The sequence below is a fragment of the Flavobacterium anhuiense genome (assembly GCF_050990855.1).
Classification (GTDB): Bacteria; Bacteroidota; Bacteroidia; order Flavobacteriales; family Flavobacteriaceae; genus Flavobacterium; species Flavobacterium anhuiense_C.
This window is the reverse complement of sequence record NZ_CP158861.1, coordinates 1,339,247-1,364,342: the sequence shown is the minus strand read 5'-3', so window position 1 is coordinate 1,364,342 and position 25,096 is coordinate 1,339,247. Positions and strand designations below refer to the sequence as shown.

Below are 25,096 nucleotides of genomic sequence, written 5' to 3'. Positions count from 1 at the left end.
CATAAAGAGCAAAATACTTAAATTAAAAAGTCAAAAAAATGCTAAAAAAACAACTCAAGTATATTTAATCTTCTTTAAAACGTGTATTTCATAAAAAAATTATATCTTTGCGCCCTTAATTAACAGAGGTCGAGTACCTCAAAATTTAATCAATTAGATTATGTCAGTAAAAATTAGATTACAAAGACACGGTAAAAAAGGAAAACCTTTTTACTGGGTAGTAGCTGCAGATGCACGCTCAAAAAGAGATGGTAGATACTTAGAGAAAATCGGTACTTACAATCCAAACACTAACCCAGCAACTGTTGAGTTAAACCTTGACAGCGCAGTTAAATGGTTACACAATGGTGCTCAACCAACTGATACTGCAAGAGCTATCCTTTCTTACAAAGGTGCTTTATTGAAACACCACCTAGATGGAGGAGTTCGTAAAGGTGCTTTAACACAAGAGCAAGCAGATGCTAAATTAACTGCTTGGTTAGAAGCAAAAGCTGGTAAAGTTGATGCTAAAAAAGAAGGTTTATCTAAAGCAAAAGCTGATGTGAAAGCAAAAGCTTTAAAAGCTGAGCAAGAAGTTAACGCTAAACGTGTTGCTGATGCTGCTGCTGCACAAGCTGAAGCTGCTGCCGCTGCACAAGCTGCTGAGGCTACTGAAGAAGTGGCTGAAGTTGAAGCTGCTGAAGAAGCTCCTGCTGCTGAAGAGAATAACGAAACAACTGAAGCATAATTTTTACTTGGCGATAATGCGTAAAGAAGATTGTTTTTATTTAGGTAAAATCGCTAAAAAATTTAGTTTCAAAGGTGAAGTTCTGATCTATTTAGACACAGACGAACCTGAGTTATACGAAAATCTGGAATCAGTGTTTGTTGAACACAACAAACACTTGGTTCCTTTTTTTATTGAAACAAGCTCCTTACATAAAAACGATTTTTTAAGAGTCCGTTTTGAAGATGTAAATACCGAAGAAGATGCAGACGCACTTGTTGGAAACGGCATATATCTTCCTTTAACTATGTTGCCAAAACTTACGGGTAACAAATTTTACTTTCACGAAGTTATTGGTTTCGAAATCGAAGACAAACGTTTGGGCGTTTTCGGAAAAATTACTTCTATTAATGATTCAACTGCTCAGCCTCTTTTCGAAGTTTTAAATGGCGAAGTTGAAATCTTAGTTCCAATGATTGATAATTTCCTTGTGAAAATTGATCGCGAGAACAAAAAAGTAATTATGGATCTTCCTGAAGGATTGATCGAAATGTATTTATAAAAGTTTATTCGGTTAATCGTTTAATTGTTTAATCGAAAACAATACTTTAATTTTCCATAAAATCCTTTCTAATAAAGCTATAAATCAACATGTTTAAGTTTAAGCAATTTTCAATTAAACAAGATCGTTGCGCTATGAAAGTAGGCACAGACGGCGTTTTACTTGGTTCTTGGGCTCCTATTTCTCATAATCCGTTTAGCGTTTTGGATGTTGGTGCTGGAACTGGAATTATTGCTTTAATGCTGGCGCAAAGAACTCATGCCGAACAAATTGATGCGCTTGAAATTGATGAAGATGCATACGAGCAAGCCGTAGAAAATTTTGAAGCTTCTCCTTGGGGCGATCGATTATTTTGTTTTCATGCCGGTTTAGATGAATTTATCGAAGAGCCTGAAGACGAATATGATTTAATTGTTTCGAATCCGCCTTTTTATGCTGAGGATTATAAAACAGAAAGCGAACAACGTGATTTAGCTCGTTTTCAAGATGCAATGCCTTTTGAAGAAATTGTCGAAGCTGCCGATTTATTGCTTTCAGAAAATGGAATTTTAGCTGTTATTATTCCTTTTAAAGAAGAAGAAAAATTTATCGCTTTAGCTAAAGAATTCGAATTATATCCACTAAAAATTACACGAGTTAAAGGAACTCCAACTTCTCAAATCAAACGTAGTTTATTGGCTTTTAGCCGAAATGAAGTTGCAGAAGTTGAAATCGATGAATTAATTATAGAAATTGATAGGCACGTTTACACGCCAGAATATATCGAACTAACTAAAGATTTTTATTTGAAGATGTAATAACATCTTCGTCTTTTTACTTCGTAATACACAAAACTCTTTCTACAATATTTACTTCTACATTTTCCTCATTAATAAAATGTATTTGAAAGGTATAACAATCATTCTCAAAATTAACAATATCATATATACATTTACATCCGACTTTTGCAAACTGAGAGTCAAAATCTTTAGTACAAAGCGCTTCAAACTTGCAATCAGTTAACCATTTCACATTCCAAATATTCTGAAGTTTTTGATCCTTATATACTTCCTGAATGGAATCTTTCATTTTACAGTAAAATTTGGGGGTTCCAAATTTTGAATGCTTAATTGCGCTACATGCTGATTCTTGAGAGTACACAAGACTTCCTAAAAAAAACAAACTCAATAAAAGTATTTTTTTCATAATTTATTTCCCGTTTTTAGCAAAAAGAACAGCTCTTTCTAAAACTTCATCTCTTCCTTGCTGAATTCCTAAAATAGTTGGTTTTACTTCAATATCAGGAACGATTCCAATTCTTTGCGTTTCTTTTTTATTGGGATAAAAGACACCATAACAAGTAAATGACGAGCCAAATCCTTTGATGATTTGAAATCTGTAATTCGCACCATCAGCACCACCTGTCTGACTTCCGATAACAACACAATTAGGCACTGTTTGCAAACTCATTACAGTGAACTCAGCATGGCTTACAGCTTTTTCATTTGTTAAAACAATTACTTTTCCTTTGTAATGATCTGGATTATTTTTTCCGCACTTCTGAACTCCCTCTCTCCAATAATAACGCCCAGGATAATTTACATCTGGATCAAGAAATCTAGCAAATTCTTTTTCTTCAGGGTTAAGCCAATCTGCAATTGGATACATAACCTCGTGCGGTCGCATCCTATTATCAAAAATTATTGCATTTGTATTGTTTAATGCCGAAATTAAGGCTGGAACATCTGCTGGATCAAGTGCATCAAAATCAACATAACCGATATTACCTTCTAAAATTTTCCATTTTTCTTTATCTGGAAACTGAATTTTTAAATCTTGATATACATATCTATTAATAGACTTTACTGCAGTTTTTCCGTCTCGAATAAACTCAATTTCAAATGAAGGGGTTTTTCCATTAAAAATTGTCCAATATGCATTCTTTAAAACAGATGGTTCGTTAGATCCTTCTACATATTTTCGATTTTCCTTCAAAATTTCCGCAATAGTTTTCCCTTCTACTTTTGTTATTACATCTCCAATTTTAATATCACTAACTTTTGCCAGAGAATCATTTTTCAATGCAACAACAATTGCTTTTTCATCAATGATATTAACATCGACAGGAATAAATTTATCTCCAAAATATTCAAACAATTGAGGCATACTAGTCGCAGCGTGAGTATCATTTAGCTTTACAGAAATCTCACGCATTGCTAAATTAAAATCCTTTTCAGATTCTGGCGTATCAAATCTTGGCAACATTTCATTTAATACTTTATCCCAATTTTCATCCATTTGATATTTATATGGAAAGAAATATTCAATGTAATTCCAATATCTAAAAAGAGTTAAAAGGCGTAAATTTTTATCCGTCCATTTAAAATCGGCATATTTTATTTCGTTATTAAACTTAAGAGGCACATCTCCAGTATGAAGCTCGAAATTAACATAGTATTGTTTTCCTTGAATTCTATTTTCTTCAATAAACTTTAATTTTTTAGAAAGAGATTTCGAAAACAAATCATTATTATTGAACCATGACAAGTCAAAATTTTTATCAAAGTATTCTTTTTTCGTTATTATTGTTTCCTGTTTTTTTACTTCGCCTAAAGAAACAATCCAATTTTCTATTACCAGAGAAAATGCTTCAGAAGTTTGAGCTTCTTCCACTTTTGGCAGAATTTGAAACAATTGTTCGTCCCAATTTTTACTTCCATCGGTAACATTGGGATGATAATATTTTAAGAAACCCCAAACTTTGCAAGTTGCTGCTAGTTTTTGGGTTTCAGTTATGGGTTTTGAAAAAGAAAATTGAAAGAATAATACAAAAGCAATAAGTAGTGTTTTTTTCATTTAAGATTTGTGGTTAGTTAGTTTTTCTTTTAAACTTGTTCAAAAATGTTTTTAAATTGATATAAAATTCGTTCTAGCAAACGAAGATCTTCGGTTACAATTTCTGCGCTTCCTTTCATTTCCTGCTGAAAAGCAATTTGTTTATTGTATGATGTTTTTAAGCCTTTTGGAAGCGCAACATCTATAAGCAGATTTCCATCTTTATCGGGCACAAGTGAAATGTTTTTGATTTCTCCTTTCAGCACTCCAAACTCGCGATCTGGATAATTTGCCAAACGAATATTAACTCTTTGCCCCACTTTTATTTTTCCTGAATTTAAAGCGGGAGCCTTCACTTTTCCGATAAAGCTGTTTTTTGCATCTGGAATAATCGAAAACACATTATCCCCCATATTTATGGTTTGATTTTCATTCCAAACCTGTAAGAAAGTAACCTTTCCGCTAATCGACGAATTTAGCGCATATGCCAGCTCCCAATCGCGTATTACTTTTTTCAACTGATAAAAAGACTGCGACACGCTGCGTCCAAGATTAACTTCTTCTTTAGTACTGTTTATCTGCGAATTCTGACTTGATTTTGTGTTATCAATCAAAGAAGACTTTAACTGGGAAATTGACGACAATAAGCTTCTATAATTCTTTTGCGCTTGAAGAAAAGTTAGTTTTTTAACTTCCATTTCCTGAGCAGAAATAATTCCTTTATTGAACAAGGTTTCAAAACGCGCCACTTCATTTTTCTGCAATTCCAATTCGCGTTCATTAAGTATTTTCTGCTGCTGTAAAATTTCTATTCTTTCTGTAATCTGAATTTTTTCAGACTGCTGCGCCCTGGTTTCTACCTGAAAAGGATGCAGCTCTTTATTCAGTTCCTGCGCCTGATAATCTTTTTGAAATGCCGCATAGGCACTTTCTATTTCGCCCAATTGTGTATTTTTCATTAGATAAAAAGGAAATTCTTTTTGAGAATTGTTGATATCGTATTTATCCACAATATCTTTCAGCAAAAAAACGTCTTTGTAATTGGCGGTATTTTCGATAATTGCCAATGTGCTGTTTTTGGCAACAAATGTTTTATTCTTAACTAGAATTGCTTCAATTCTTCCAGAAGATTTTGATACAATTTTTTCTGGCGGAATATTAGTTGTAATCACAATTTCGGTTTTAACTACATCTGGATATTTAACAAACCATGAAACAAAAAACAGCATTATGATGATCGCAAATATCAAGACAGTCCCCCATCGTATCATCCAGTGCGGCACTTTGGTCAGGATGTCCTGAACCTCTTCGCTTCTTAATTCAAAAGTATCGTTGCTTTTTTCTGACATAATTAATTGCCTAACTGTAATTGATTTTTAACCAATTCAAAATAATTTCCTTTTTGCTCAACAAGTGCGGTATGATTTCCAATTTCGATGATTTTACCTTTATCCAAAACCACAATTTGATCTGCATTCATTACCGTGCTTAATCGATGTGCAATTACAATCACTGTTTTGTTTTTAAAGAAAATATCCAATTTCTGCATAATTTCTTTTTCATTATTGGCATCCAAAGCTGATGTAGCTTCATCAAAAAACAAAATTTCAGGGTTCTTATACACTGCTCTGGCAATTAACAGACGCTGTTTCTGCCCTGTACTCATTCCTATTCCTTCTGAACCTATTTTGGTATTATACCCCAAAGGAAGTTCGCTTATATATTCTCTGATATTTGCTACATCTGATGCGTAGACCAATCGTTCTTTATCAATTTTGTCTATTCCAAAAGCAATATTGTTGGCAATGGTATCGCTAAAAATAAAACCTTCCTGCATTACTGCACCTATAGCAGACCGCCATGCTTTCTGTGAAATATTTTTAAGTTGTGAATTTCCAATATTTATTTCTCCTTTTTCAGGTTCGTAGAATTTTAGAAGGAGCTTCATAAGTGTAGTTTTTCCGCTTCCGCTAACTCCCACTATTGCCGTCACTTTATTAGCTGGAATTTTTAGGTTTAAACTATCTAAAACTGGAGTATCTGACCCTAAATATCTATAAGAAACATTTTTTAGTTCGATATCCGAATCATATGGCACATCATTAGACTGATGCTGTTCTTGTTGCATTTCATCTTCTTTTTCATGAATTTCAGAAAGTCTCGCCAATGAAATTCTAGCATCTTGCAACTCCCTCACAAATTGAATAAGCTGCGTAATTGGTCCATTTAAGCTACCAACAATCGAACTGATAGCCAACATCATTCCTAATGTAATCGAACCATCAATAACCAACTTTGCGGATAAAAAGGTGATAAAAATATTTTTTAATTCATTTATTACTGACGAACCTATACTCTGAGACTGCTCTAAAATTAAACCTTTTATTGAAACTCTAAAAAGTCTTGCCTGAACATATTCCCAACCCCATCTTTTTTGTTTTTCTGCATTATGAAGTTTAATTTCCTGCATCCCATTAATGAGTTCCATTACCTTACTCTGCTCGTTTGAAACTTCGGCAAAACGTTTGTAATCTAAAACTTCTCTTCGTTTTAGAAACATAGTTATCCAACCAAAATAAAGAAGACTACCTATAAAAAACACCAAAAATATCTTTATGTTAAAATAAGCCAAAACTGCTCCTAACACAAACATATTGATGACAGAAAACAGCACATTTAAAGACGATGTGGTAAGTATTTTTTCTATTCTATGATGATCACTTATTCGCTGCATAATATCGCCAGTCATTCTGACATCAAAAAAAGAAATCGGGAGATTCATTAACTTGATAAAGAAATCCGATATTAAGGAAATATTTATGCGTGTAGAAAGATGCAGCAATATCCAGCTTCTTATGAGTTCTAGACCTGTTCTTCCAGCAAATAGAAACAGCTGCGCAAAAAGAATGAGATAGATAAAATTAATATTCTGATTCTGGATTCCTACATCGACAATACTCTGAGTCAAGAACGGGAAAATCAAGCTGAGCAAGCTGCTTGCAAAGAGTCCGATTGCAAGTTGGATAAGAAAGGACTTATAACGCAGCACATATTGCGACAAAATTCCAAAACCTAATCCTTTATTTTCTTCTTTATCAAATTCAGACTGAAAAAATTTTGGTGTTGCATCAATCAAGAGTGCAATTCCTTCCTTTGTTTCGCCGTCAGCATTATTGCCAATCCAAAATTTTAAAAAATCTTCTTTACTGTATTTAATGAGCCCAAAACCAGGATCAGAAACATAATAGGTTTCTTTTTTTATTTTGTAGAGTACTACATAATGGTTATTGTTCCAATGCAAGATGCAGGGCAGAGGAGCTTCTTCTAATCTTTCTAAACTTAATTTTACTCCCAAAGTTCTAAAACCGATTTTTTCCGCAGCATCACTCAAAAAAAGCAAATTGCTTCCTTCACGAGTTGTTTCGCTAAAATCTCTCAACTCCTGAATACTAATTGTTTTACCATAGTGTTTTGCAATTATTTTTAAACACGTTGGGCCACAATCTTTATAATCAGCCTGTTTATAATTTGGGAATTTTTTCAATTTATTTTAATTTATTGAAGGCCAATTTAAGAAAAAAAATTCTTGTTAATCTATAAAAAAACAGAGAAGACCTAAATCTTCTCTGTTTCAATATTTAAAAACAAATTTTTTAGCAACACAATTTCTTTAGGACATGGTCGCGGTTACCTAACCAAATAATACTAACACAGCGACCAACTCCTAAGAATCTCAGTACCAATCATCAATACTGAGAATTTGCTCAATGTTCCACGATCGAGCGCCTATACATTCAAAAAAAACATGACTAAATTCTAAATAAGGCTATATCGGTTACTTTTAAAAAAGTTAAAAATCAACAACAAAGACGACTTGTATCACAAATACCCGATGATGTATTTAGCGGACAAGTTTCGCCTAACGGTATTAAAATGCATCCAGCTTCTAGAGCATAAACCCAGCATTCTGGAATTCCTCCTTTCATGGTTTTCTGTTCACTCTTCTTAATGTACTTGGCACCTTCAAGGTTTAAAATCTTTTTTAGCATATATAATACCTACTTTATAAAACAATAGCAATTACACTATTGCTTCAATATTTTAAAATTAGCAAGCGTGATACTTATCTACAGTCGCACCATTACAATTGAATTCTTGCAAATATTGACTATCCAAAATATTTTTCTGCTCTTTTTTTGTCAGCTTTCTCGTTTCTTTGCTTTTTAAAATTTTTTCTAACATAACTGGTCATTTACGTTTTTTGGTTTAAGCCTCAAATTGGCAATAACTTGACGCTTAAAAAATTTTCTCTTAACAGCCACCGACATAATTGTCCGGAATACAGTTCCAGTACGCTGGCACAGTTCCAAATTCTGTACATCTTTTAGCTTTAAATCCATCCTCACAAATTGGAGCATGATCTCCATTTATTGTTTTCAGCTCATTTGCAGTCAATTCTACTGCTCCTTTCAATTTCAAGATATTCTTTAACATATCTGCAGGTTTTAGGTTGGGGGAATTACTTTATTTCTATTTTAACAGTCGAAACTTCTGTCTTTTAATTATGCTGTCTTTTCCAGAACCTGAACTTCATCGATATAATCGTTTAAGAAATATTTCAACTCATTCAATTCGTATTCATTTGGAAACAGCCTTTCATTTACAATTTTAATAGGTGTATAATTAAAATTGTTTACCGAGCACCAATCATATTGTTTCTGAATTTCCTGATTAATCATCATGCTTACAGAATCAACATTCCATTTTTTAAGCCATTTTTTATGTGTCATTCTTTTAATGTACCAATCTGAAATTGCTTCAACTGTTTTTCCTGGTGTTGTTCTGTTGATAGTTAAAAGCCTTTCGACAACTGCTTTATAAGGATTGTCATTGTTTTCTGGATTGATATTGAAAAGAACATTCAAAAATATTTTGTCTGGAAACTTTAATACTAAATCAAAAGCTTCTTGAAACGTTTTATAACAATGTCCGCAGCTTGGACTAAGAATTACAGAAAGTCTAACGCCTGCATTTTTGTTACCAAATGTCAAACCTCTTAAATCTTCAAATCCTTTTGTATATTTTACTTTTTTAGACAAGAAGTTTAATAGAGAATAATTTCTTTTAAATTTCTTAAGCTCTTTTAAAGCACTTTCATTATCAAGCATTTTTCTGATCATTACTTTCACTGCTGCCCAAATTGGTATTAAAAGCAACAAAGAAAATACGTATGGGAAAACGGCATTAAAACTAAAGTTTAAAGTAAAAAGATCTGATGAAAACCAAATAGCGCTCTGAGCTAATATCAAAAATGAGATGGCTAAGCACATTATGCACCATTTTTGAATCTCGAATTTTTGAATCCAGATGGAGCAAACTACTATTGGAATCGCCAATAAACTTAAAAATCCAACAAAAATTGATGAGCTTAAAGGCTGAACCAATATGGCAATGATGCTTGAACTAAAGAAAAGCAAAGGCAAATCTGAAAAACTCAACCATCTATTTGCAATATCATCATTAAAACTTATTACAGAGTGGCAAGAAGAATTGGAACTTAAATTACAGAATTTCGAAATTACTGTGTTTTTAACTCCCCATCTCTCCTGCACTATGAATATGCTAACAATTAAACCAAGAACTGATGTTACTAAAAATGAAGCACTAAACAAATCGAAACGATTGTAGAAAAAAGACAATCCTGCTAACAGCACAAGAGGCAAAAAATATTTCAGCCAATTGTATTCTATTTTCAGATTTTCTCTTGCGACAACATTGTTTGGCTCAATGGCTACAATTACACCATTCCAGTCTAAAAGGAATTTATCATAAGATAATTTTTGGGTTCCTTTTTTTGTCGTTGTGATTCTAACACCGCTTTTTACTTTTTCAACCAATATCAATTCATCTTTAAAATACGCCAAAAAGTTTGAAGGCAAATCTTCAATTTGTTCCTTCGAAACTCTTACAGCAGCATTCTCTACAGAAAGCAAATCAAACGAGTCTGTAATGGCAAACAAACTCGGATAATTTGGATGAGACAAAAACAGATCCTTGAACTCATTTTTGATGTCTGAGTAGCGGTTGATTTGCAGAAATTTTTGAACAAGTTTTAACATCGCTTTTGATCGTTTTTAAATCATAATTACAATGCAAAGATTGGGGTTTTTATTGATAAAAATCACATAGATACATACATTTTATTAATTATACCACATACAATTTATAAATTATACCAAGTATAGTAACTCATTCAATACATTGATTTACAACTATTTATGTGTATTATTTTTTAATATAAAAGTCATAAATCCCATTTTCGATTAACGGTTTTGCTTTTTATCTAGTTTTGGATAGGCAATAACACAAACATCAAATAACATGAAAAAAAGACGCATAAAAACAAATGATTTAAACAAAAAAAAATCATAAAACAGGATTTCTAAAATGACGCTAAAAGTCAAAAGTGAAACCTAAAAATTGACAAAAAAACACTCCCAAAATAAGTTTGAGCAATACATTTTTTTAGCAAAACAACTTAAAAATAAACAGGTAGCACCTGAGTCTTTAACACCTAAAAATCTTACATAAACATTTCAATTTTTAAAGCATTACAAAAATTGCATTAAAATATTTATGAAGATTTATAGCATCAATTTTTTAATTCAAACAATTAATAAGTCATGAAAAATAACAAATTAAAATTCGAAGATTTTCACTTAGATACGATTTCGAGAAAAGAGCAAAAAACAATTAAAGGAGGAAATTACGCAGATCCTACGGATCCCAATAATCCAGGGAAGTCTGCGGGCGGAGGAAACAATTAACGATTAAAGAGAATTAAAACCTTTTACAAATAAATCCAAAAAAAATCAAATATGAAAAATAACACATTAACATTCGAAGATTTTGTACTAGATACAATTTCTAAAAAAGAACAAAAAACAATTAAAGGAGGAGATGAAGAACCGTTTCCAGATCCAAGTCCAGGAAAGTCTGCAGGTGGTGGAAACAATTAAACAAAATTGAATATTAAAAAAAATAAAATCATGAAAAATAACACATTAACATTCGAAGATTTTTTACTAGATACAATTTCTAAAAAAGAACAAAAAACAATTAAAGGAGGAGATGAAGAACCGTTTCCAGATCCAAGTCCAGGAAAATCTGCAGGTGGTGGAAACAATTAAAATTATTGTGATTGTTAAAACTAAATATTATTCGCAAACTGAGCTGGAGACACTCCAGTTCTTTTGCGAAATGATTTTGCAAAAGAAACTGCATTTTTAAATCCTACGCTTTCTGCAATTGCCTGTGTAGAATATTTACGATACAAATGGTTTGTAATCATTTGGTTGATAACATAATTAATCTTTAATTCGTTAGAATATTCACTAAAAGATTTTCCAAATCTTTTATTCACAACATAAGATAGATAAGTAGTATTGGTTTTTATTTTTTTGGCGGCATACGAAAGCGTGAAATCCGCATTTAAATATTCTAATTTTTCTTCTAAAGCCAATAATTTTTCTACTATCTTATTTTCTTTAGCTTCATCAATACTCAAATTCGCATTTTCTTTTTTCAACGTAAGATCTTCCGTTTCAATAACCTCCATTACAGCTTTTTCAACAGGAGCGATGCCTATTTCTGCTTTTTCAAGCTCTTTTTTCTCCAGATTCGCTTTGAACTCTTCAATTAAAGCGTTCATTTTCTTTTGAGCGCTATTTTTATCCCTAATATTTTTAATAAGGAAAAATACAATTCCGATTACTAGAATTACATAAAATATTTTCAAGGCTTTGTGCCAAAACACTTCGTATTTATATTTCTCCTGAACGCTAAGCATCTCGTCACTAAGATCTGCTGTTCCCAGTTTGTAGTTAACCTCAAGAGTTTCTTCTCTCAGATTTCCTTCATATTTTTCGTAAGAGTCCAAATATATCTTAGAGTGTTTATAAGCCAACTCAGGTTCATTTTTAATACTGTAAATTTTAGCCTGTATATAATTAGACTTAAAATAACTATTATCCATTACCTTATTTTTTTGGCTAATAGAATCTACCTTTTTTAAAAATATAAGCGCTTTATCGTATTTCTTCGTAGAATAATATAGATCTCCTAAATTATAACTGGCGATTTGATACAAATCTTCATTATCGGTCTGTTTTGCATAAAAAGCAATATCATAATAAATTTTCTCAGCATTTGTATATTCCTTTTTAAAGAGGTAAATATTTCCTAAACTAAGCTTAGAAATAGTCTTATTGTCAATAAATCTATCAGAATATGCTATGCCTTTTTTATAATAATACTCTGCAGAATCTAATAAATAAGCTTTTTCTCGATTTTTATAGTAATATCCTTCGTAAGAATTTCCAAGATTTGTATAAGTATTACTTTTAGAATTCTGAAACTGATCTTTTTCATACAAACTTTCGTTTTTGTCTAGAAATGCATCATTCTGCCTTAAGATTTTTATAGACAATTGATAATTGCCGACACCTTCATTTAATAAAGCAATATTAGCTTTAAATTTTACAATTTGAACAACATCATTTATTTTGGAAGAAAGTTTTACCCCTTCCTGATAATTGCCAAGAGCTTTACTGTAGTTTGATCTTTTCCAATAAGTAAGACCTCTGTAGTTGCATAAATACGCATTCAGTTTTGTTTTATTAATAGACTCGGGGATTTTTGCCAAATGCTTTATCGCCTCTGCATACATCTTATCAGATTGATTGGGATTTCCTTTTAGTTGATACAAATAAGATCCTGCTCCATAAGCAAAAGCCTTATGAGTCTCATTATCAGAATTAAGCATCTGATTAACATAAATCAAACCTTCATCATAATTTCCGTTTACACTAAATCGGATTTTATCCTGTAATTCTAAATACTTTTGTTCTGTAAGCGTTCCTTTAGTCTGAGCCGTTCCACCGAAAAGTATTAATAATAAAAAGACAAAAGAGATTATCAGCCTCATTTAAATTGTTTTTGGAATTCAAAAATAGTCTATAAATTATCAAAAAACTACAATTAATTTGCCAAATTCCTAATAATTTTATTTTTGCCATAAAAAAATATAACAAATTATCCGATATTTGTTATATTTTTATTCTGTAAATTTGTTTGCTAAAATTATATAACATGAAACCAGACCTATTTCAATCTCCAGATTACTATAACTTAGACGATTTGCTAACAGACGAACACAAATTGGTTCGCGAATCTGCACGTGCTTGGGTAAAAAGAGAAGTCTCGCCTATTATAGAAGAATATGCTCAAAAAGCAGAATTTCCGAAACAAATTATAAAAGGTCTTGGTGAGATTGGCGGCTTCGGACCATATATTCCTGTAGAGTATGGAGGCGCAGGACTAGATCAGATCTCTTATGGTTTGATCATGCAGGAAATTGAAAGAGGTGATTCTGGTGTAAGATCTACCTCATCAGTACAATCTTCTTTAGTTATGTACCCAATTTGGAAATACGGAAACGAAGAACAACGTATGAAATACTTACCAAAACTCGCTACAGGAGAATTTATTGGCTGTTTTGGTCTAACAGAGCCAGACCACGGTTCTGATCCAGGAAGCATGATTACCAATTTTAAAGATATGGGCGATCATTATCTTTTAAATGGTGCAAAAATGTGGATTTCGAATGCACCTTTTGCCGATATTGCTATTGTTTGGGCTAAAAATGAAGAAGGCAGAATTCACGGTTTAATCGTAGAACGTGGCATGGAAGGATTCTCAACTCCAGAAACGCACAATAAATGGTCGCTTCGTGCCTCTGCAACAGGTGAATTAATTTTTGATAATGTAAAAGTGCCAAAAGAAAACCTTTTACCAAACAAATCTGGTTTAGGCGCGCCTCTTGGCTGTTTAGATTCTGCTCGTTACGGAATTGCTTGGGGAGCTATCGGAGCAGCAATGGACTGTTATGATACTGCTTTGAGATATGCAAAAGAAAGAATCCAGTTTGGCAAACCAATTGGAGGAACTCAATTACAGCAGAAAAAATTGGCCGAAATGATTACCGAAATCACAAAAGCACAATTATTAACGTGGCGTTTGGGTGTTTTAAGAAACGAAGGAAAAGCAACAACAGCCCAGATTTCTATGGCAAAACGCAATAATGTCAACATGGCAATTACCATTGCACGCGAGGCAAGACAAATGCTTGGAGGTATGGGAATCACTGGTGAATACTCCATTATGCGCCACATGATGAACTTAGAAAGTGTTATTACTTACGAAGGAACTCACGATATCCATTTATTGATAACCGGAATGGATGTAACCGGAATTCCAGCGTTTAAATAATTGATAATTATTAAAATATATACAAAAACAATCTAAAAAGCTTCTTCTAACAGAGAAGCTTTTTATCTTTGCATCAAAATTTTTTTTAAAATGAATATCGAAACGATAAACAAAAGCATACAAACACAAAAAGATCAACTATTAAACCACTCTTTATACAATAAGATTCAAAACATAGATGACTTGCACAGTTTTCTGGAAACGCACGTTTTTGCTGTTTGGGATTTTATGTCACTTTTAAAAGCCTTACAAGCCAAACTTACTTGTACAACCACACCTTGGTTTGCAACTAAAAACCCTGAAACTCGTTATTTAATTAACGAAATTGTTCTCGCAGAAGAAACCGATTTAACGATCGACGGAAGAAGACAAAGCCATTACGAAATGTATCTTGAAGCTATGGAAGCTTGTGGAGCCAATACAACTGGAGTTTTAAACTTTTTATCAGAAGTACATTCGCTTCATAATATATTTGTTGCCATAAAACAAAGTGCATTGCATCCAAATGTAAAATCATTCTTGGACTTTACTTTTAGAGTTATTGAAGAAGGAAAACCGCACGAAATCGCTGCTGCCTTTACATTCGGAAGAGAAGATTTGATTCCGAGTATGTTCACTCAGATTTTGAAAAACTTCCAAAAGAATCTTCCAGATACCGATCTAACAAAATTACTGTACTATTTTGAAAGACATATCGAACTGGATGCCGACGAACACGGACCAATGGCCATGCAAATGATTACAGAATTATGTGAAGACGATGCTCAAAAATGGAAAGAAGTTGAAGAAGTTTCCATTCTTGCCTTAGAAAAACGTATCGAACTTTGGAATGCCATCGAAGAAGAAATTGTGATGAAAACCGAAATGGTTTAAAATCCAAACCCACATATTTAACGTAACTATTTGTTTAAAGCGACTAGAATCTAATTTAAACAAATTATGAAACCACATTTTAAACAAATAGTTATCGTTATCTTTTCTGTATTTCTTTTGGGTTGTAATTCAGATGAATCTGATTCTAAAACTACTACCACTACTCCACCCGTGGTAAATCCTCCAACAACGCCACAACCGCCAATTGCAAGTTCCGTAAATTATCTAGCCTTAGGCGATAGTTATACTATTGGTCAAAGCGTATGCGCTACCTGCCGTTTTCCTGAGCAATTAAAGGCAAGTTTGAATGCTATGTACTCCAGTGCAATTTCGCTAAAAATAATCGCTACAACGGGCTGGACAACAACCAATTTGCTTTCAGCAATTAATTCTCAAAATCTAGAAGCCAATTATGATTTGGTAACACTTCTAATTGGTGTCAACAATCAATATCAGCACAAAAGTTTCTCGGTTTACGAAAAAGAATTTCCAGAATTGGTCAATAAAGCCATTATGCTTGCCAAAGGCGAAAGAAAAAATGTGGTCGTAATTTCTATTCCTGATTATTCTTATACGCCATACGGGCAAGCGCTTGCTGGAGATCAAAGCAACAAAATTTCAGCTGAAATTACCCAATACAATAATTTTGCAGAGAACTACTGCAACACCAATCAAATTGCTTTTGTGTCGATTACAGAAATCACTCGCGAAGGACTTAACAACCCAATTTTGGTGGCATCAGATGGTTTGCATCCTTCAGAAGCCGCTTATAAAATGTTTGTAGACAAGATGATGCCGAAAATAAAAGTGGCGCTACAAGATTAGTATTTTTAGCAGCAGAACATTCGTTTTCAAAACAAGTTTAGTCCCGTCCCGATAGCTATCGGGATTATATCTTTTGCGGCGAACCCCGCCACAAAAGGATGCCGCTACTATCGGGGCTAGATTAGAAGTTTTTGTTTTCATCAGAAATAGAAAAACCAAACCTTACTTCTTCGATTTCCAAATAAAACCATCCAATAAATAATGCGTAAACTGGGGAACCGTTAGCAATGGAACCAATAAAATCTGCCAGCTCGAAAAATCAAAACTCGTTACGCTGATATTTTCATTCCAAACAAAAAGCTCCCACAGAAATTCTTCCGAAAAAGCAATTATTAAAAGGACTCCGATGTAAATTAAAAATCCTTTGTATTGTTTTAAAACAGATAAATTTCCTAATTCAGAAACTGATTTCGCATCAATTTCTTTAAAATAAACCAACGCCATGTACGGAATTCCATGCGAAACAACATTCAATAAAGTAAAAATCAAATCATCGTTAAAATAAACGATGCCGAAATACCACGAAAGCGCCGTTCCGAGAATAATGCTGTTCTTCGGAATATTAAAAAACTGATTTTGGATAGATTTTACTGCAGTATAAACAACATATAAAATCAAAACTCCAACATAAATCCAAAACAGAATTTGCAAAATCAATTGATTTTCGAATCTAAAAAATTCATTTTCCACGAACCAATTGAACTTTCGCTTAGACGAAAAAAACCAATATAACATTGGATATCCCGTTGAAGCGTAAATAGCCAAATTATCGACCCAAACCGAAACTTTAGTTTTAGTTTCTTTTCTGGCATACAATCTCATAAAGCCGTATTGCTGTCTGATGAAATGAAAAACGGCAACATACGCTAGAAACGACCAGAAAACTAAACTTCCGAAAGAAAAAAGTACAATTCCCGTAACAAAACAAAAAAGAGGCAAAAGAATCAATCTTCGCTTTTGTTTCTGAAATTCATCGGCTACAAAATAGGTTTTGAACAAAGTTGCGTAGACGTGCGCTACATCTATAAAAACAATCAAGAAAAGCCAAGTATAAAAAGAATAATTCTCTTCAATTGTAGTGATGTAATCTTGAAAAACAAAGATAATCGCCAACACAAAAAAGGATGGTCCGATAATAAAAGCTAAATCGGTTTTGGCTTTATGAATCCACGGTTGTTCCATCTAAAATCTCATTTACAACATTAATTCCCTGATGAAAAGCTTCTTCAAAAATCGAAATTCCAGACAAATCTGTATGTGCGAAATAAATCTTTTTTTGAATGTTTTGTTTGGCTTGTTTCTTGGCTTCGCCAAAAATAAATCCTGGTGCGGGCGAAATCATTCCGTGACCTAAAAGAAAAACTTCAATGTCTTCTGTATATTCTTCAATATCTGGATGAGCGATTTTTAAATCATTCAAAACAAATTGTTTCCAATATTCTTTGTCTTTTTTATAAAGTTCTTTTCTGGCTTTCTTCAAATCTCCAGACGAAAAACTATAATAATACGTAATCACCTTTTTATCCTGAATTTGATTTACAGTCTGATGCTGATCGTAAACATAACCCAAACCTTTGGCATCATAAATTACATTATCCCACGAAAGTGGAAAACTAAAATTATCCGTTAAATCGTTTACGACTAGAGTCGCCAAAAGCCAAGGTGTATAATGAAAAGCTTTGGTAAATGCTTTTCGATCTTCAATCAAATACTGATTTACAAATTGCGGAGAAGCCATTATTACTTTATCTGCAATAATTTCTACAGACGTTTTTGTTGTATCATCAAATGCTTTTGCCACAACTTTTTGGTTCTCAATTTTCACGTCATAAACCAAATGATTCTTCAGCGATTTATCTGTAGTATATTTTTTCAAATGAGTGGCAAGACGCGCATTCCCTTCCGGCCAAGTTAAAACGCTGTCGTGTTTTTCGGGCGTACTGTCTTGTTTTCTTCCTGCAAAATAATGAATTCCAGCCCAAGCCGAAACGTATTCAATTCCCAAACCGAAATCATCTTTACAGCAGTAATCGATATAATTGAACAAAGGTTCAGACGTAAAATGATTGTCTTTAAACCATTGTTTCATTGTAATTTTATCTAAACTTCTTGTCTTTTCATCTTTTGAAGAAAGGTAAATCGGAATATCAAATAAATACTTTTGATCCTCTCCTTTTCCTGCCCTAAAAACATCCATCTGTTTGAAGAATTTCTCGAACTCCAAATCATCCGAAATCAAATTTCCTTCCTTTGGCACAACGCCTTCTTGCCAATTGTTCTTGTAAAACAAACGTTCGTCTGGCGCAAAAGTCAATTGCAATTCGTCAAAGATTGGAAACCCTTTTTCGTTATAACCCAAGATTATTTTTTCTTCTTCTAAAAAATTAAGCAATTCTTTATCCTGAAAATTAGGCAAAGGCAAATAATGCGCGCCTAAAGGATATTTAGAATATTTGTTTTCGCCGTTTGAAGAATTTCCTCCCAGATGATTTTCTAATTCCAGCATTAAAAAATCTGAAATTCCTTTTTTCTGAAATTGTCGCGCTGCACTCAAACCCGAAATGCCACCGCCAACAATCAGATACGGAATTTCGATCTGTTTCGTAGGTTTCGGAAAATCTTTAATCCATAAACGATGACCAAGCAAATGTTTGGTTCCCGATAAACGAATCATCAGTACCGCAATTTTATCGGAACAAAACTGCAGAAACGGAATGAGAAGCAAGGAAGCGCCAACGCCTTTTATGAAATTTCTTCTCGATTTATTGCAGTTTTCCCCACTCTTCATCAAAATAACGTACTAAAATCTGGTTGTCTAAACGATTGATTTCAATTTCGTTGGAAATCATATCGTTTGTAAAATAATTGAAACGGTCAAATTGATAATTATAGAATTTCAATTTGTCAGCTTTTCGGTTAACGGCATTAAAAGTGGTTCCAAAACCGTTTATGGCAATCGTATAACCCCATTCTCCAAACGACGGAACGTAAGCATGATACGCATCGACCTGCGGAAAAGCCTGCATTACGGTTTTGTTAATGCACCAAAAAGATTTCGGCGCAAAATAAGGCGAAGTTGTTTGAATGACTACCGCAGCATCTGGTTTTAAAATGTTTTTTATGGTCTGATAAAAATTCAGAGAATACAATTTCCCTAAACTATAATTGGACGGATCTGGAAAATCGATTATAGCAACATCAAATTGCTCTTTACAGCTTTTTGCCCAAATATAAGCATCGGTATTGATTACCGTAACTTTTGGATTGTTGAGAGAGTTTTTATTAAAATTGGTTAAAACTGTATTCGTTTTGAACAACTTCGTCATTCCTTCGTCCAAATCGACTAAGGTTACTTTTTCAACGTCTTTGTATTTCAATATTTCACGAACGGCCAAACCATCACCTCCTCCTAAAACCAAAACATTTTTTACGCTTTTTGCCATCGACATAGCGGGATGCACCAAAGCTTCGTGATAACGATATTCGTCTGCCGAACTAAATTGCAGGTTGTTATTTAAATAAAGTCTGTAATCGCTCTTATTATGCGTTAAAACGATACGCTGATAGGGTGTAGAATTGGTATAAATGATATTTTCTCCGTACAATTTCCCTTCTGAATAAGCGAGAATATCATTCGAAAAAATAAAAACGGCTAATAATAGTACAAAAGAAAAAATAGCTTTTGCTTTCAAGAAATAAACGTTCTTTAATTCTCTCTTCAGCAAAAAACACAAAACAATCGCAATACTGACATTGATCATTCCGAAGAAAAGAGAAGTTCCCATGATTCCTAATTTTGGCACCAGAACTAACGGAAATAGAATCGAAGCCAACAAAGCCCCGATATAATCAAACGTAAAAACATTCGAAACAAGATCTTTAAACTCTACTCGATCTTTTAAAATATTCATTAAAAGCGGAATCTCCAATCCGACTAAAAACCCAGTTACAAAAACAAATAAATATAAAATGAACTGAAACGACCCAACATTTTCGAACAATAGAAATAAAACCACTGAACTCAATCCTCCGATTAATCCGACCAAGATTTCGATTTCTACAAAAGTGTTGAGTAGATTTTTATGAAAAAACTTTGAAAAAAACGAGCCTATACCCATCGAAAACAGGTATACGCCAATAATAAATGAAAATTGTTTTACCGAATCGCCCAATAAATAACTCGCCAAAGTTCCTGCGACCAACTCATAAATAAGTCCGCAAGTGGCAATTATGAATACGGCAAAAAGTAAAAGAAATTCAAATCTAAGAAACTTTTTACCCATGAATTGCGGCACTAATAATCATTGAAATTCCAATGATAAACGCTGCCAAAACAATCGCAACAGCAACATTATTTTTTTCTACAACTTCTTTCCAAGTATTTTCTGGAGTCAGTTTTTCAATTATATAATAACCGATTAATAGGATAACAATTCCTAAAAAAGAATAGATAATCGAATTTACTACTGGTTGAGCGTGAAATAATTCCATAGTGATAGTTTTTTATTTGTGGTAAAAATGATTGTATGATGAACGGCTGCTTCCTGTTGGTTTATAATTTTCTGTTTTTTCGCAATCGCAAACCCGGTTTCCTGCAATGGTAAAATAAAGATAAGCTCCGAAACACAGGAATCCTATTGCAAATGCAGTCCAGTTATTAGTTATAAAATCGGATATTTTTTTCATAATAAATTATTCAGAATAAGGAGAATAAGAACTGTCTATCCAGCGTTTCTTTTCAAATAAATGTTTCAGAAAATAAATTACGCCAAAAACAATAATCATTAAGATTATAATCATCCAAGCATTTTGGTTCGAAGGTTCATTCCAAGTTACACTTACCTGCATTTCGCCATTATTTAGATCTTCTGGCGCTTTCATAGGCGTAATCAAAAGATGATATTTTCCTGCGCTTACCCCGCAAATATTGAATTTTTCAGACTGGCTTCCTTCTGTCCAAGATTCGCCATCAGAATAACCGTGATAATATTCTATGTCTTTATTGGCATAAATTTCATCGCTCGTATTTTCATTGATTAATGCCACATTTACATTGGCCCATGAATTGTCTACACCAGTCGAAACTTTAATAGTCGCAGGAGCCGAAGCGCCATTAAGAACAAATGACTCGCTGGTAATTTCCCTATTATCAAATTCGCTAAATCTAATTGTCTTTTCAAATACATTCTGCTCCACCTGATCTTTATAAATGTACCAATTCGCAGTAATAATGAGAAGAGCAAAAAAGCAAAAAATAAGCGCCGTATTGGCAATATCAAATCGAAAAGGCTGAATCATGCTTACACCCGATTGAATCGGCAGAATAATCTCTGGAAACGCCTTCTTTATTTCATTCTTATCGACATATTCGCCATAAAAAGCCGTCTGCTCGCCGTACATTGTTTCGACAGAAACAATATATGGAGGCTTAATATATTCGACCAAATGAATCAATTTATTGTTTGGCAACACAAAATCAAAAAAACCTTTTGCGTTTATGATTTCAGCATCAGAATATTCAAATATGTTATAATATTGATTTTCATGAACTAAAACTTTCGGATGATGTTTCACATCAAAAACTTCTTCCATTTCCGTCAGCATCATCCAATGCCCGTTTGAAAGCGATAAATAAAGAAATCCCTCTTCTTTATTGTGCAAAATAAACTCCGTCCAAGTATAATGCGGATGCACATTTTTCCTCAAAATACCCGTAACCGTATATTCGCTTCCTTTCAAGAAACCAACAGCGCCAACTTCGAGCGGGCAATCATAAAAATGATTTTTATACTGCGATTTTCTTCTAAACTTCCCTTCATTGTCAGCGCCATAAACGCTGAAACATTTAGGACAAGAAAAATTTAAAACTTCAAAACCAACCTCCAATTCGGTTGTTGCGCCACAGCTATAACAAGGAATCTTCATATCTTATCGGTTAATTTCAAAATCTTTAATAATTTCTGCTTCAAAATAAGCCACATAATCTGCCATTACAGCACGCACTTTTGCCGAATTATCCTGAAGATAATTGCACAAATAAACATCCAAAGTAAGCTGATTGTATTCTGGCCAAGTGTGTATGCAAATATGCGATTCTTTCAAGCAGTACGAAATCGTAAAACTATCATTTTCAAAATCATGAACAACTGCCCCAACCTTCTCCAATTCATATTTTTCTAAAATAGAATTGGTAACCGCAACAAACCCTTTGCTATTGGTAAGCTTAGAAGTTTGGCCGACATGTAAAGTAACCAGTTTATGCAATCCTGGCGAATAAGGAGGTAAATCCATCAAGTTATTTATATTACGCAGGAGCCAAATATATAATATTTCTAGAACAAAATAATGTGGAAAACCGTATTTTGAAGACAACTTTTCACGACTATATATTTATTGTTTTTTAATGTTTTTTAAGGAGCAGGAATTTGGGTTTTCAGTACAAGTTTAATCCTGTTTTGCGTTATATCTTTTGTAGTCCCGATAGTCATCGAGATTACAATAAGGAGCTACTGCTACTGGGACTAAGGTTGAATTTTTCCTTTTTTCTAAACAAAAAAAGTCCAAAATTCCATTTTTAATGAAACGTCGGACTTTTATCTTGCAGAAAGGAAGGGATTCGAACCCTCGATACAGTTACCCATATACTAGCTTTCCAGGCTAGCTCCTTAAACCACTCGGACACCTTTCTATTTTGGTCTGCAAATAACACAAAAAAAACTGACTTTACAAAAGTAAAATTGAAGTTCCTTTTATATGCTTTTTTTAAATTCTTCCATAAACAGTTTTACGGCTTTTTTCTGGTAGCCTCCCATTGTCAGCATATACGATTCTCTTTTTGTTGAAACTCCTGTAATTTGGATAGCTCTTAAACTACCCCAATCTTTTAGCGCCATTTCGGCAACAATTGTGGCCCAATCGCTGTTTTCTACCATTTGGAGTAGCGCATGAATCGATTGAAGTTCGATTGAAATTTTAGGTTTCATATTAAACTTCTTAAACAATTCTTCGACATATTCTCGCGAATTGGAACCTTTTCCAGGCAATATCAGCGGAATCTCCTCTATTTTCTTGAAAGCAATTTTATCCAGATTTGCCAAAGCATGATTTTTAGAAACCACCATAACCATATTTGAAGTAAACAAAGGCACTTTCTGAATCGGCATTTCGATTTCGTGTGACGAAATAACAAATACTAAATCTAATTCATTATCTATCAATTTTTGTTCTAAAACCTCTGTCGTTCCGTATTCGACAATAATTTTGAGATTTTGGTACCTTTTGGCAAATGCATTTACTACTGGCAGAATCAATAAACCAAAAATATACGTTACGCCAATGCGCAACTCTCCGCCAATCATTTCGTTTAAATCTTCAATCGCCTGTTTTCCGTTTTCTACATTTTCGACTACTTTTTTGGCATGAATTAAGAAAACAGAACCTGCTTCTGTCAATTGCACTTTCTTTCCGATCCGCTTAAACAAAGGCAAACCGAGCTCTTCTTCGAGTTTTTTAATTTGCTGCGAAAGTCCCGATTGCGTCACAAAACACAATTCTGCCGCTTTTGTAAAATGCAAAACCTCAGCTGTTTTAATAAAGTATTGCAGTTGATAAATCTCCATATTGATAAGTTTTACTACTTATTATCAGTAAAATTATTAATTTTTCTAATGCTATCATAATCCCGACCTTTGTATTAAATATTTAGAGTCATGTTTAAAGCCTTAAAATCAAAAAATTTCAAATTATTTTTCTACGGTCAATCCGTATCTGTTATCGGAACTTGGATGCAAAAAACAGCCGTTAGCTGGATGGTTTACAGCATTACAGGATCTGTTTTTTTACTGGGTTTGGCGACTTTCTTAAGTATGATTCCGTCGCTGTTTCTGGCACCTTTGGCAGGAAGTATCATTGGCCGTTACGATAGACACCGCGCCATGATGGTATTGCAATCTTTGGCAATGTTGCAGGCAGGAGCTCTGGCTTTGCTTATTTACCTTAAAATATACAACATCAACTTTATATTGGCATTAAGTCTTATTCAGGGAATTATTAATGCTTTTGATATGACGTGCCGCCAAACCATGATGATCGATATTGTCGACAACAAAGAAGATCTTCCAAATGCCGTAGCGCTCAACTCCACTTTGAACAACTTTGCACGTATTGCTGGTCCAGCGCTTGCAGGTATTATTTTGCACCAATATGGAGAAGACATCTGTTTTATTGGAAACTTTGTGAGTTATGTTCCGGTATTGATTTCATTGATGATGATGAAGATCACTCCGCACATTAAAGCCGAAAACAAATTGAATATGATGGATGATCTAATGGAAGGCTTGGATTATGTAAAAAAAGAAACCGAAATGGCGAGAATGCTTTTAATGCTAACTTGTAGCAGTTTGTTTGTAATTTCTTTCAATACATTAATGCCTGTTTTTGCAAAAGACATTTTTAACGGAAATGCGCAGACTTTCAGCTGGTTTGAAAGTGCAGCTGGAATTGGTTCCGTTCTGTCTGCGATTTATTTGGCCAATCTAAAATCTGCGGAAAACATGAGCAAATTGATGATCGCGGCAAGTTTACTTTTAGGTTTCAGCGTGATTATTCTAGCCGTTTCAAGCAATATTACAATCGCTCTAATCTGTATGACTTTGAGCGGAATCGGAATGATGGGACAAACCTCTTCAATCAACATCTACATTCAGACGCATAGTGCTGTTAATATGCGCTCAAGAAGCATTAGCTACTATATGATGGCGTATCAAGGAATGATTCCTGTCGGAAGTTTAATTATCGGTTATGTTTCTCACTTTTTAGGTGTGAGAGCTACCGTTGCTATTCAAGGAGTTATCTGTCTTATTTCAGTAGTCGTTTATCTGTATTACAAAAAACATAAAGCAATTGAAATTGAAGAATTGGAAACTTGTCCGGTAACTTATACAAGTTCCAAAAATTAAAATTCCAAATTCCAATTTTCCGGAAAAGAA

Annotated in this window: 26 protein-coding genes and 1 tRNA gene; 10 read left to right on the top strand and 17 right to left on the bottom strand. The window is 33.5% G+C overall.

Going from position 1 to position 25,096, the window contains the following annotated elements:
* The first annotated feature begins 160 nt into the window (after positions 1-160).
* From ABTV69_RS06220 to ABTV69_RS06210, 3 genes are all read left to right on the top strand, one after another.
* Positions 161-727 carry a 30S ribosomal protein S16 gene (locus tag ABTV69_RS06220; protein ID WP_433834775.1) on the top strand — a complete coding sequence of 189 codons (567 nt, stop codon included), beginning with the start codon at positions 161-163 and terminating at the stop codon, positions 725-727.
* A 16-nt stretch (positions 728-743) separates the two neighbouring features.
* Entirely contained in the window at positions 744-1,268 is a 525-nt protein-coding gene (rimM, locus tag ABTV69_RS06215; RefSeq protein ID WP_433834774.1) for a ribosome maturation factor RimM, read from the top strand.
* 89 nt (positions 1,269-1,357) lie between these two features.
* On the top strand, positions 1,358-2,065 hold the full coding sequence (locus ABTV69_RS06210) for a tRNA1(Val) (adenine(37)-N6)-methyltransferase (RefSeq protein ID WP_433834773.1): 708 nt from the start codon (positions 1,358-1,360) through the stop codon (positions 2,063-2,065).
* A 16-nt stretch (positions 2,066-2,081) separates the two neighbouring features.
* Here the strand turns inward: ABTV69_RS06210 and ABTV69_RS06205 are convergent, their stop codons facing one another.
* The 7 genes from ABTV69_RS06205 to ABTV69_RS06175 form a co-directional block, all read right to left on the bottom strand.
* Positions 2,082-2,453 (bottom strand): hypothetical protein, encoded by a 372-nt coding sequence (locus tag ABTV69_RS06205; RefSeq protein ID WP_433834772.1) that lies wholly within the window; start codon positions 2,451-2,453, stop codon positions 2,082-2,084.
* Positions 2,454-2,456: 3 nt separating this feature from the next.
* Entirely contained in the window at positions 2,457-4,103 is a 1,647-nt protein-coding gene (locus ABTV69_RS06200) for a S41 family peptidase (RefSeq protein ID WP_433834771.1), read from the bottom strand.
* 29 nt (positions 4,104-4,132) lie between these two features.
* Positions 4,133-5,431 carry an HlyD family secretion protein gene (locus tag ABTV69_RS06195; RefSeq protein WP_433834770.1) on the bottom strand — a complete coding sequence of 433 codons (1,299 nt, stop codon included), beginning with the start codon at positions 5,429-5,431 and terminating at the stop codon, positions 4,133-4,135.
* A 2-nt stretch (positions 5,432-5,433) separates the two neighbouring features.
* Positions 5,434-7,626, bottom strand: coding sequence for a peptidase domain-containing ABC transporter (locus tag ABTV69_RS06190; protein ID WP_433834769.1), 2,193 nt, complete (start codon positions 7,624-7,626; stop codon positions 5,434-5,436).
* A 563-nt stretch (positions 7,627-8,189) separates the two neighbouring features.
* On the bottom strand, positions 8,190-8,324 hold the full coding sequence (locus ABTV69_RS06185; protein ID WP_433834768.1) for a hypothetical protein: 135 nt from the start codon (positions 8,322-8,324) through the stop codon (positions 8,190-8,192).
* Positions 8,325-8,393: 69 nt separating this feature from the next.
* Positions 8,394-8,576 carry a hypothetical protein gene (locus ABTV69_RS06180; protein ID WP_433834767.1) on the bottom strand — a complete coding sequence of 61 codons (183 nt, stop codon included), beginning with the start codon at positions 8,574-8,576 and terminating at the stop codon, positions 8,394-8,396.
* A gap of 68 nt (positions 8,577-8,644) precedes the next feature.
* A complete protein-coding gene (locus ABTV69_RS06175; protein WP_433834766.1) occupies positions 8,645-10,201 on the bottom strand; it encodes a vitamin K epoxide reductase family protein in 1,557 nt (518 codons plus the stop codon).
* Between the two features lie 564 nt (positions 10,202-10,765).
* Between ABTV69_RS06175 and ABTV69_RS06170 the strand changes: the two genes are divergently transcribed.
* Genes ABTV69_RS06170 through ABTV69_RS06160 form a run of 3 tightly spaced genes read left to right on the top strand, consistent with a single transcriptional unit; the run spans position 10,766 to position 11,272 of the window.
* Positions 10,766-10,909 carry an rSAM-modified peptide gene (locus ABTV69_RS06170; RefSeq protein ID WP_433834765.1) on the top strand — a complete coding sequence of 48 codons (144 nt, stop codon included), beginning with the start codon at positions 10,766-10,768 and terminating at the stop codon, positions 10,907-10,909.
* 51 nt (positions 10,910-10,960) lie between these two features.
* On the top strand, positions 10,961-11,101 hold the full coding sequence (locus tag ABTV69_RS06165; protein WP_433834764.1) for an rSAM-modified peptide: 141 nt from the start codon (positions 10,961-10,963) through the stop codon (positions 11,099-11,101).
* Between the two features lie 30 nt (positions 11,102-11,131).
* Positions 11,132-11,272, top strand: a complete 141-nt coding sequence (locus ABTV69_RS06160) for an rSAM-modified peptide (RefSeq protein WP_433834763.1) — start codon at positions 11,132-11,134, stop codon at positions 11,270-11,272.
* 20 nt (positions 11,273-11,292) lie between these two features.
* Here ABTV69_RS06160 and ABTV69_RS06155 read toward each other — a convergent pair whose 3' ends face one another.
* Positions 11,293-13,068, bottom strand: a complete 1,776-nt coding sequence (locus ABTV69_RS06155) for a helix-turn-helix domain-containing protein (protein WP_433834762.1) — start codon at positions 13,066-13,068, stop codon at positions 11,293-11,295.
* A gap of 164 nt (positions 13,069-13,232) precedes the next feature.
* Here ABTV69_RS06155 and ABTV69_RS06150 point away from each other — a divergent pair, with 164 nt between their 5' ends.
* The 3 genes from ABTV69_RS06150 (at position 13,233) to ABTV69_RS06140 (ending at position 16,109) form a co-directional block, all read left to right on the top strand.
* Positions 13,233-14,411 carry an acyl-CoA dehydrogenase family protein gene (locus ABTV69_RS06150; protein ID WP_248729059.1) on the top strand — a complete coding sequence of 393 codons (1,179 nt, stop codon included), beginning with the start codon at positions 13,233-13,235 and terminating at the stop codon, positions 14,409-14,411.
* Between the two features lie 90 nt (positions 14,412-14,501).
* Positions 14,502-15,284, top strand: a complete 783-nt coding sequence (locus ABTV69_RS06145; protein ID WP_433834761.1) for a DUF3050 domain-containing protein — start codon at positions 14,502-14,504, stop codon at positions 15,282-15,284.
* Positions 15,285-15,350: 66 nt separating this feature from the next.
* The gene (locus ABTV69_RS06140; protein ID WP_433834760.1) at positions 15,351-16,109 is read left to right on the top strand and encodes an SGNH/GDSL hydrolase family protein; all 759 of its coding nucleotides are present in this window, start codon (positions 15,351-15,353) and stop codon (positions 16,107-16,109) included.
* Positions 16,110-16,271: 162 nt separating this feature from the next.
* On the opposite strand, the gene ABTV69_RS06135 is transcribed toward ABTV69_RS06140, so the two are convergent.
* The 9 genes from ABTV69_RS06135 to ABTV69_RS06095 form a co-directional block, all read right to left on the bottom strand.
* On the bottom strand, positions 16,272-17,291 hold the full coding sequence (locus ABTV69_RS06135; protein ID WP_433834759.1) for a hypothetical protein: 1,020 nt from the start codon (positions 17,289-17,291) through the stop codon (positions 16,272-16,274).
* Positions 17,269-18,783, bottom strand: coding sequence for an NAD(P)-binding protein (locus tag ABTV69_RS06130; RefSeq protein ID WP_433834758.1), 1,515 nt, complete (start codon positions 18,781-18,783; stop codon positions 17,269-17,271). The genes ABTV69_RS06135 and ABTV69_RS06130 overlap by 23 nt, the downstream gene beginning before the upstream one ends.
* Before the next feature lie 88 nt (positions 18,784-18,871).
* A complete protein-coding gene (locus ABTV69_RS06125) occupies positions 18,872-20,392 on the bottom strand; it encodes a polyamine aminopropyltransferase (RefSeq protein WP_433834757.1) in 1,521 nt (506 codons plus the stop codon).
* Positions 20,385-20,600: a DUF350 domain-containing protein gene (locus ABTV69_RS06120; RefSeq protein WP_433834756.1), complete on the bottom strand. Its 216-nt coding sequence runs from the start codon at positions 20,598-20,600 to the stop codon at positions 20,385-20,387. The genes ABTV69_RS06125 and ABTV69_RS06120 overlap by 8 nt, the downstream gene beginning before the upstream one ends.
* 12 nt (positions 20,601-20,612) lie before the next feature.
* Positions 20,613-20,795 carry a hypothetical protein gene (locus ABTV69_RS06115; RefSeq protein WP_433834755.1) on the bottom strand — a complete coding sequence of 61 codons (183 nt, stop codon included), beginning with the start codon at positions 20,793-20,795 and terminating at the stop codon, positions 20,613-20,615.
* Between the two features lie 6 nt (positions 20,796-20,801).
* Positions 20,802-22,034: a DUF4178 domain-containing protein gene (locus ABTV69_RS06110; protein ID WP_433834754.1), complete on the bottom strand. Its 1,233-nt coding sequence runs from the start codon at positions 22,032-22,034 to the stop codon at positions 20,802-20,804.
* A 3-nt stretch (positions 22,035-22,037) separates the two neighbouring features.
* The gene (locus ABTV69_RS06105; RefSeq protein ID WP_433834753.1) at positions 22,038-22,400 is read right to left on the bottom strand and encodes an S-adenosylmethionine decarboxylase family protein; all 363 of its coding nucleotides are present in this window, start codon (positions 22,398-22,400) and stop codon (positions 22,038-22,040) included.
* Positions 22,401-22,710: 310 nt separating this feature from the next.
* Positions 22,711-22,797 (bottom strand) — tRNA-Ser (locus ABTV69_RS06100).
* Positions 22,798-22,858: 61 nt separating this feature from the next.
* Complete coding sequence (locus tag ABTV69_RS06095) at positions 22,859-23,728, bottom strand: LysR substrate-binding domain-containing protein (protein WP_433834752.1); 870 nt, start codon at positions 23,726-23,728, stop codon at positions 22,859-22,861.
* Between the two features lie 90 nt (positions 23,729-23,818).
* On the opposite strand from ABTV69_RS06095, the gene ABTV69_RS06090 reads away from it, so the two are divergent.
* Positions 23,819-25,066: an MFS transporter gene (locus ABTV69_RS06090; protein WP_433834751.1), complete on the top strand. Its 1,248-nt coding sequence runs from the start codon at positions 23,819-23,821 to the stop codon at positions 25,064-25,066.
* The last annotated feature ends 30 nt before the right edge of the window (positions 25,067-25,096 follow it).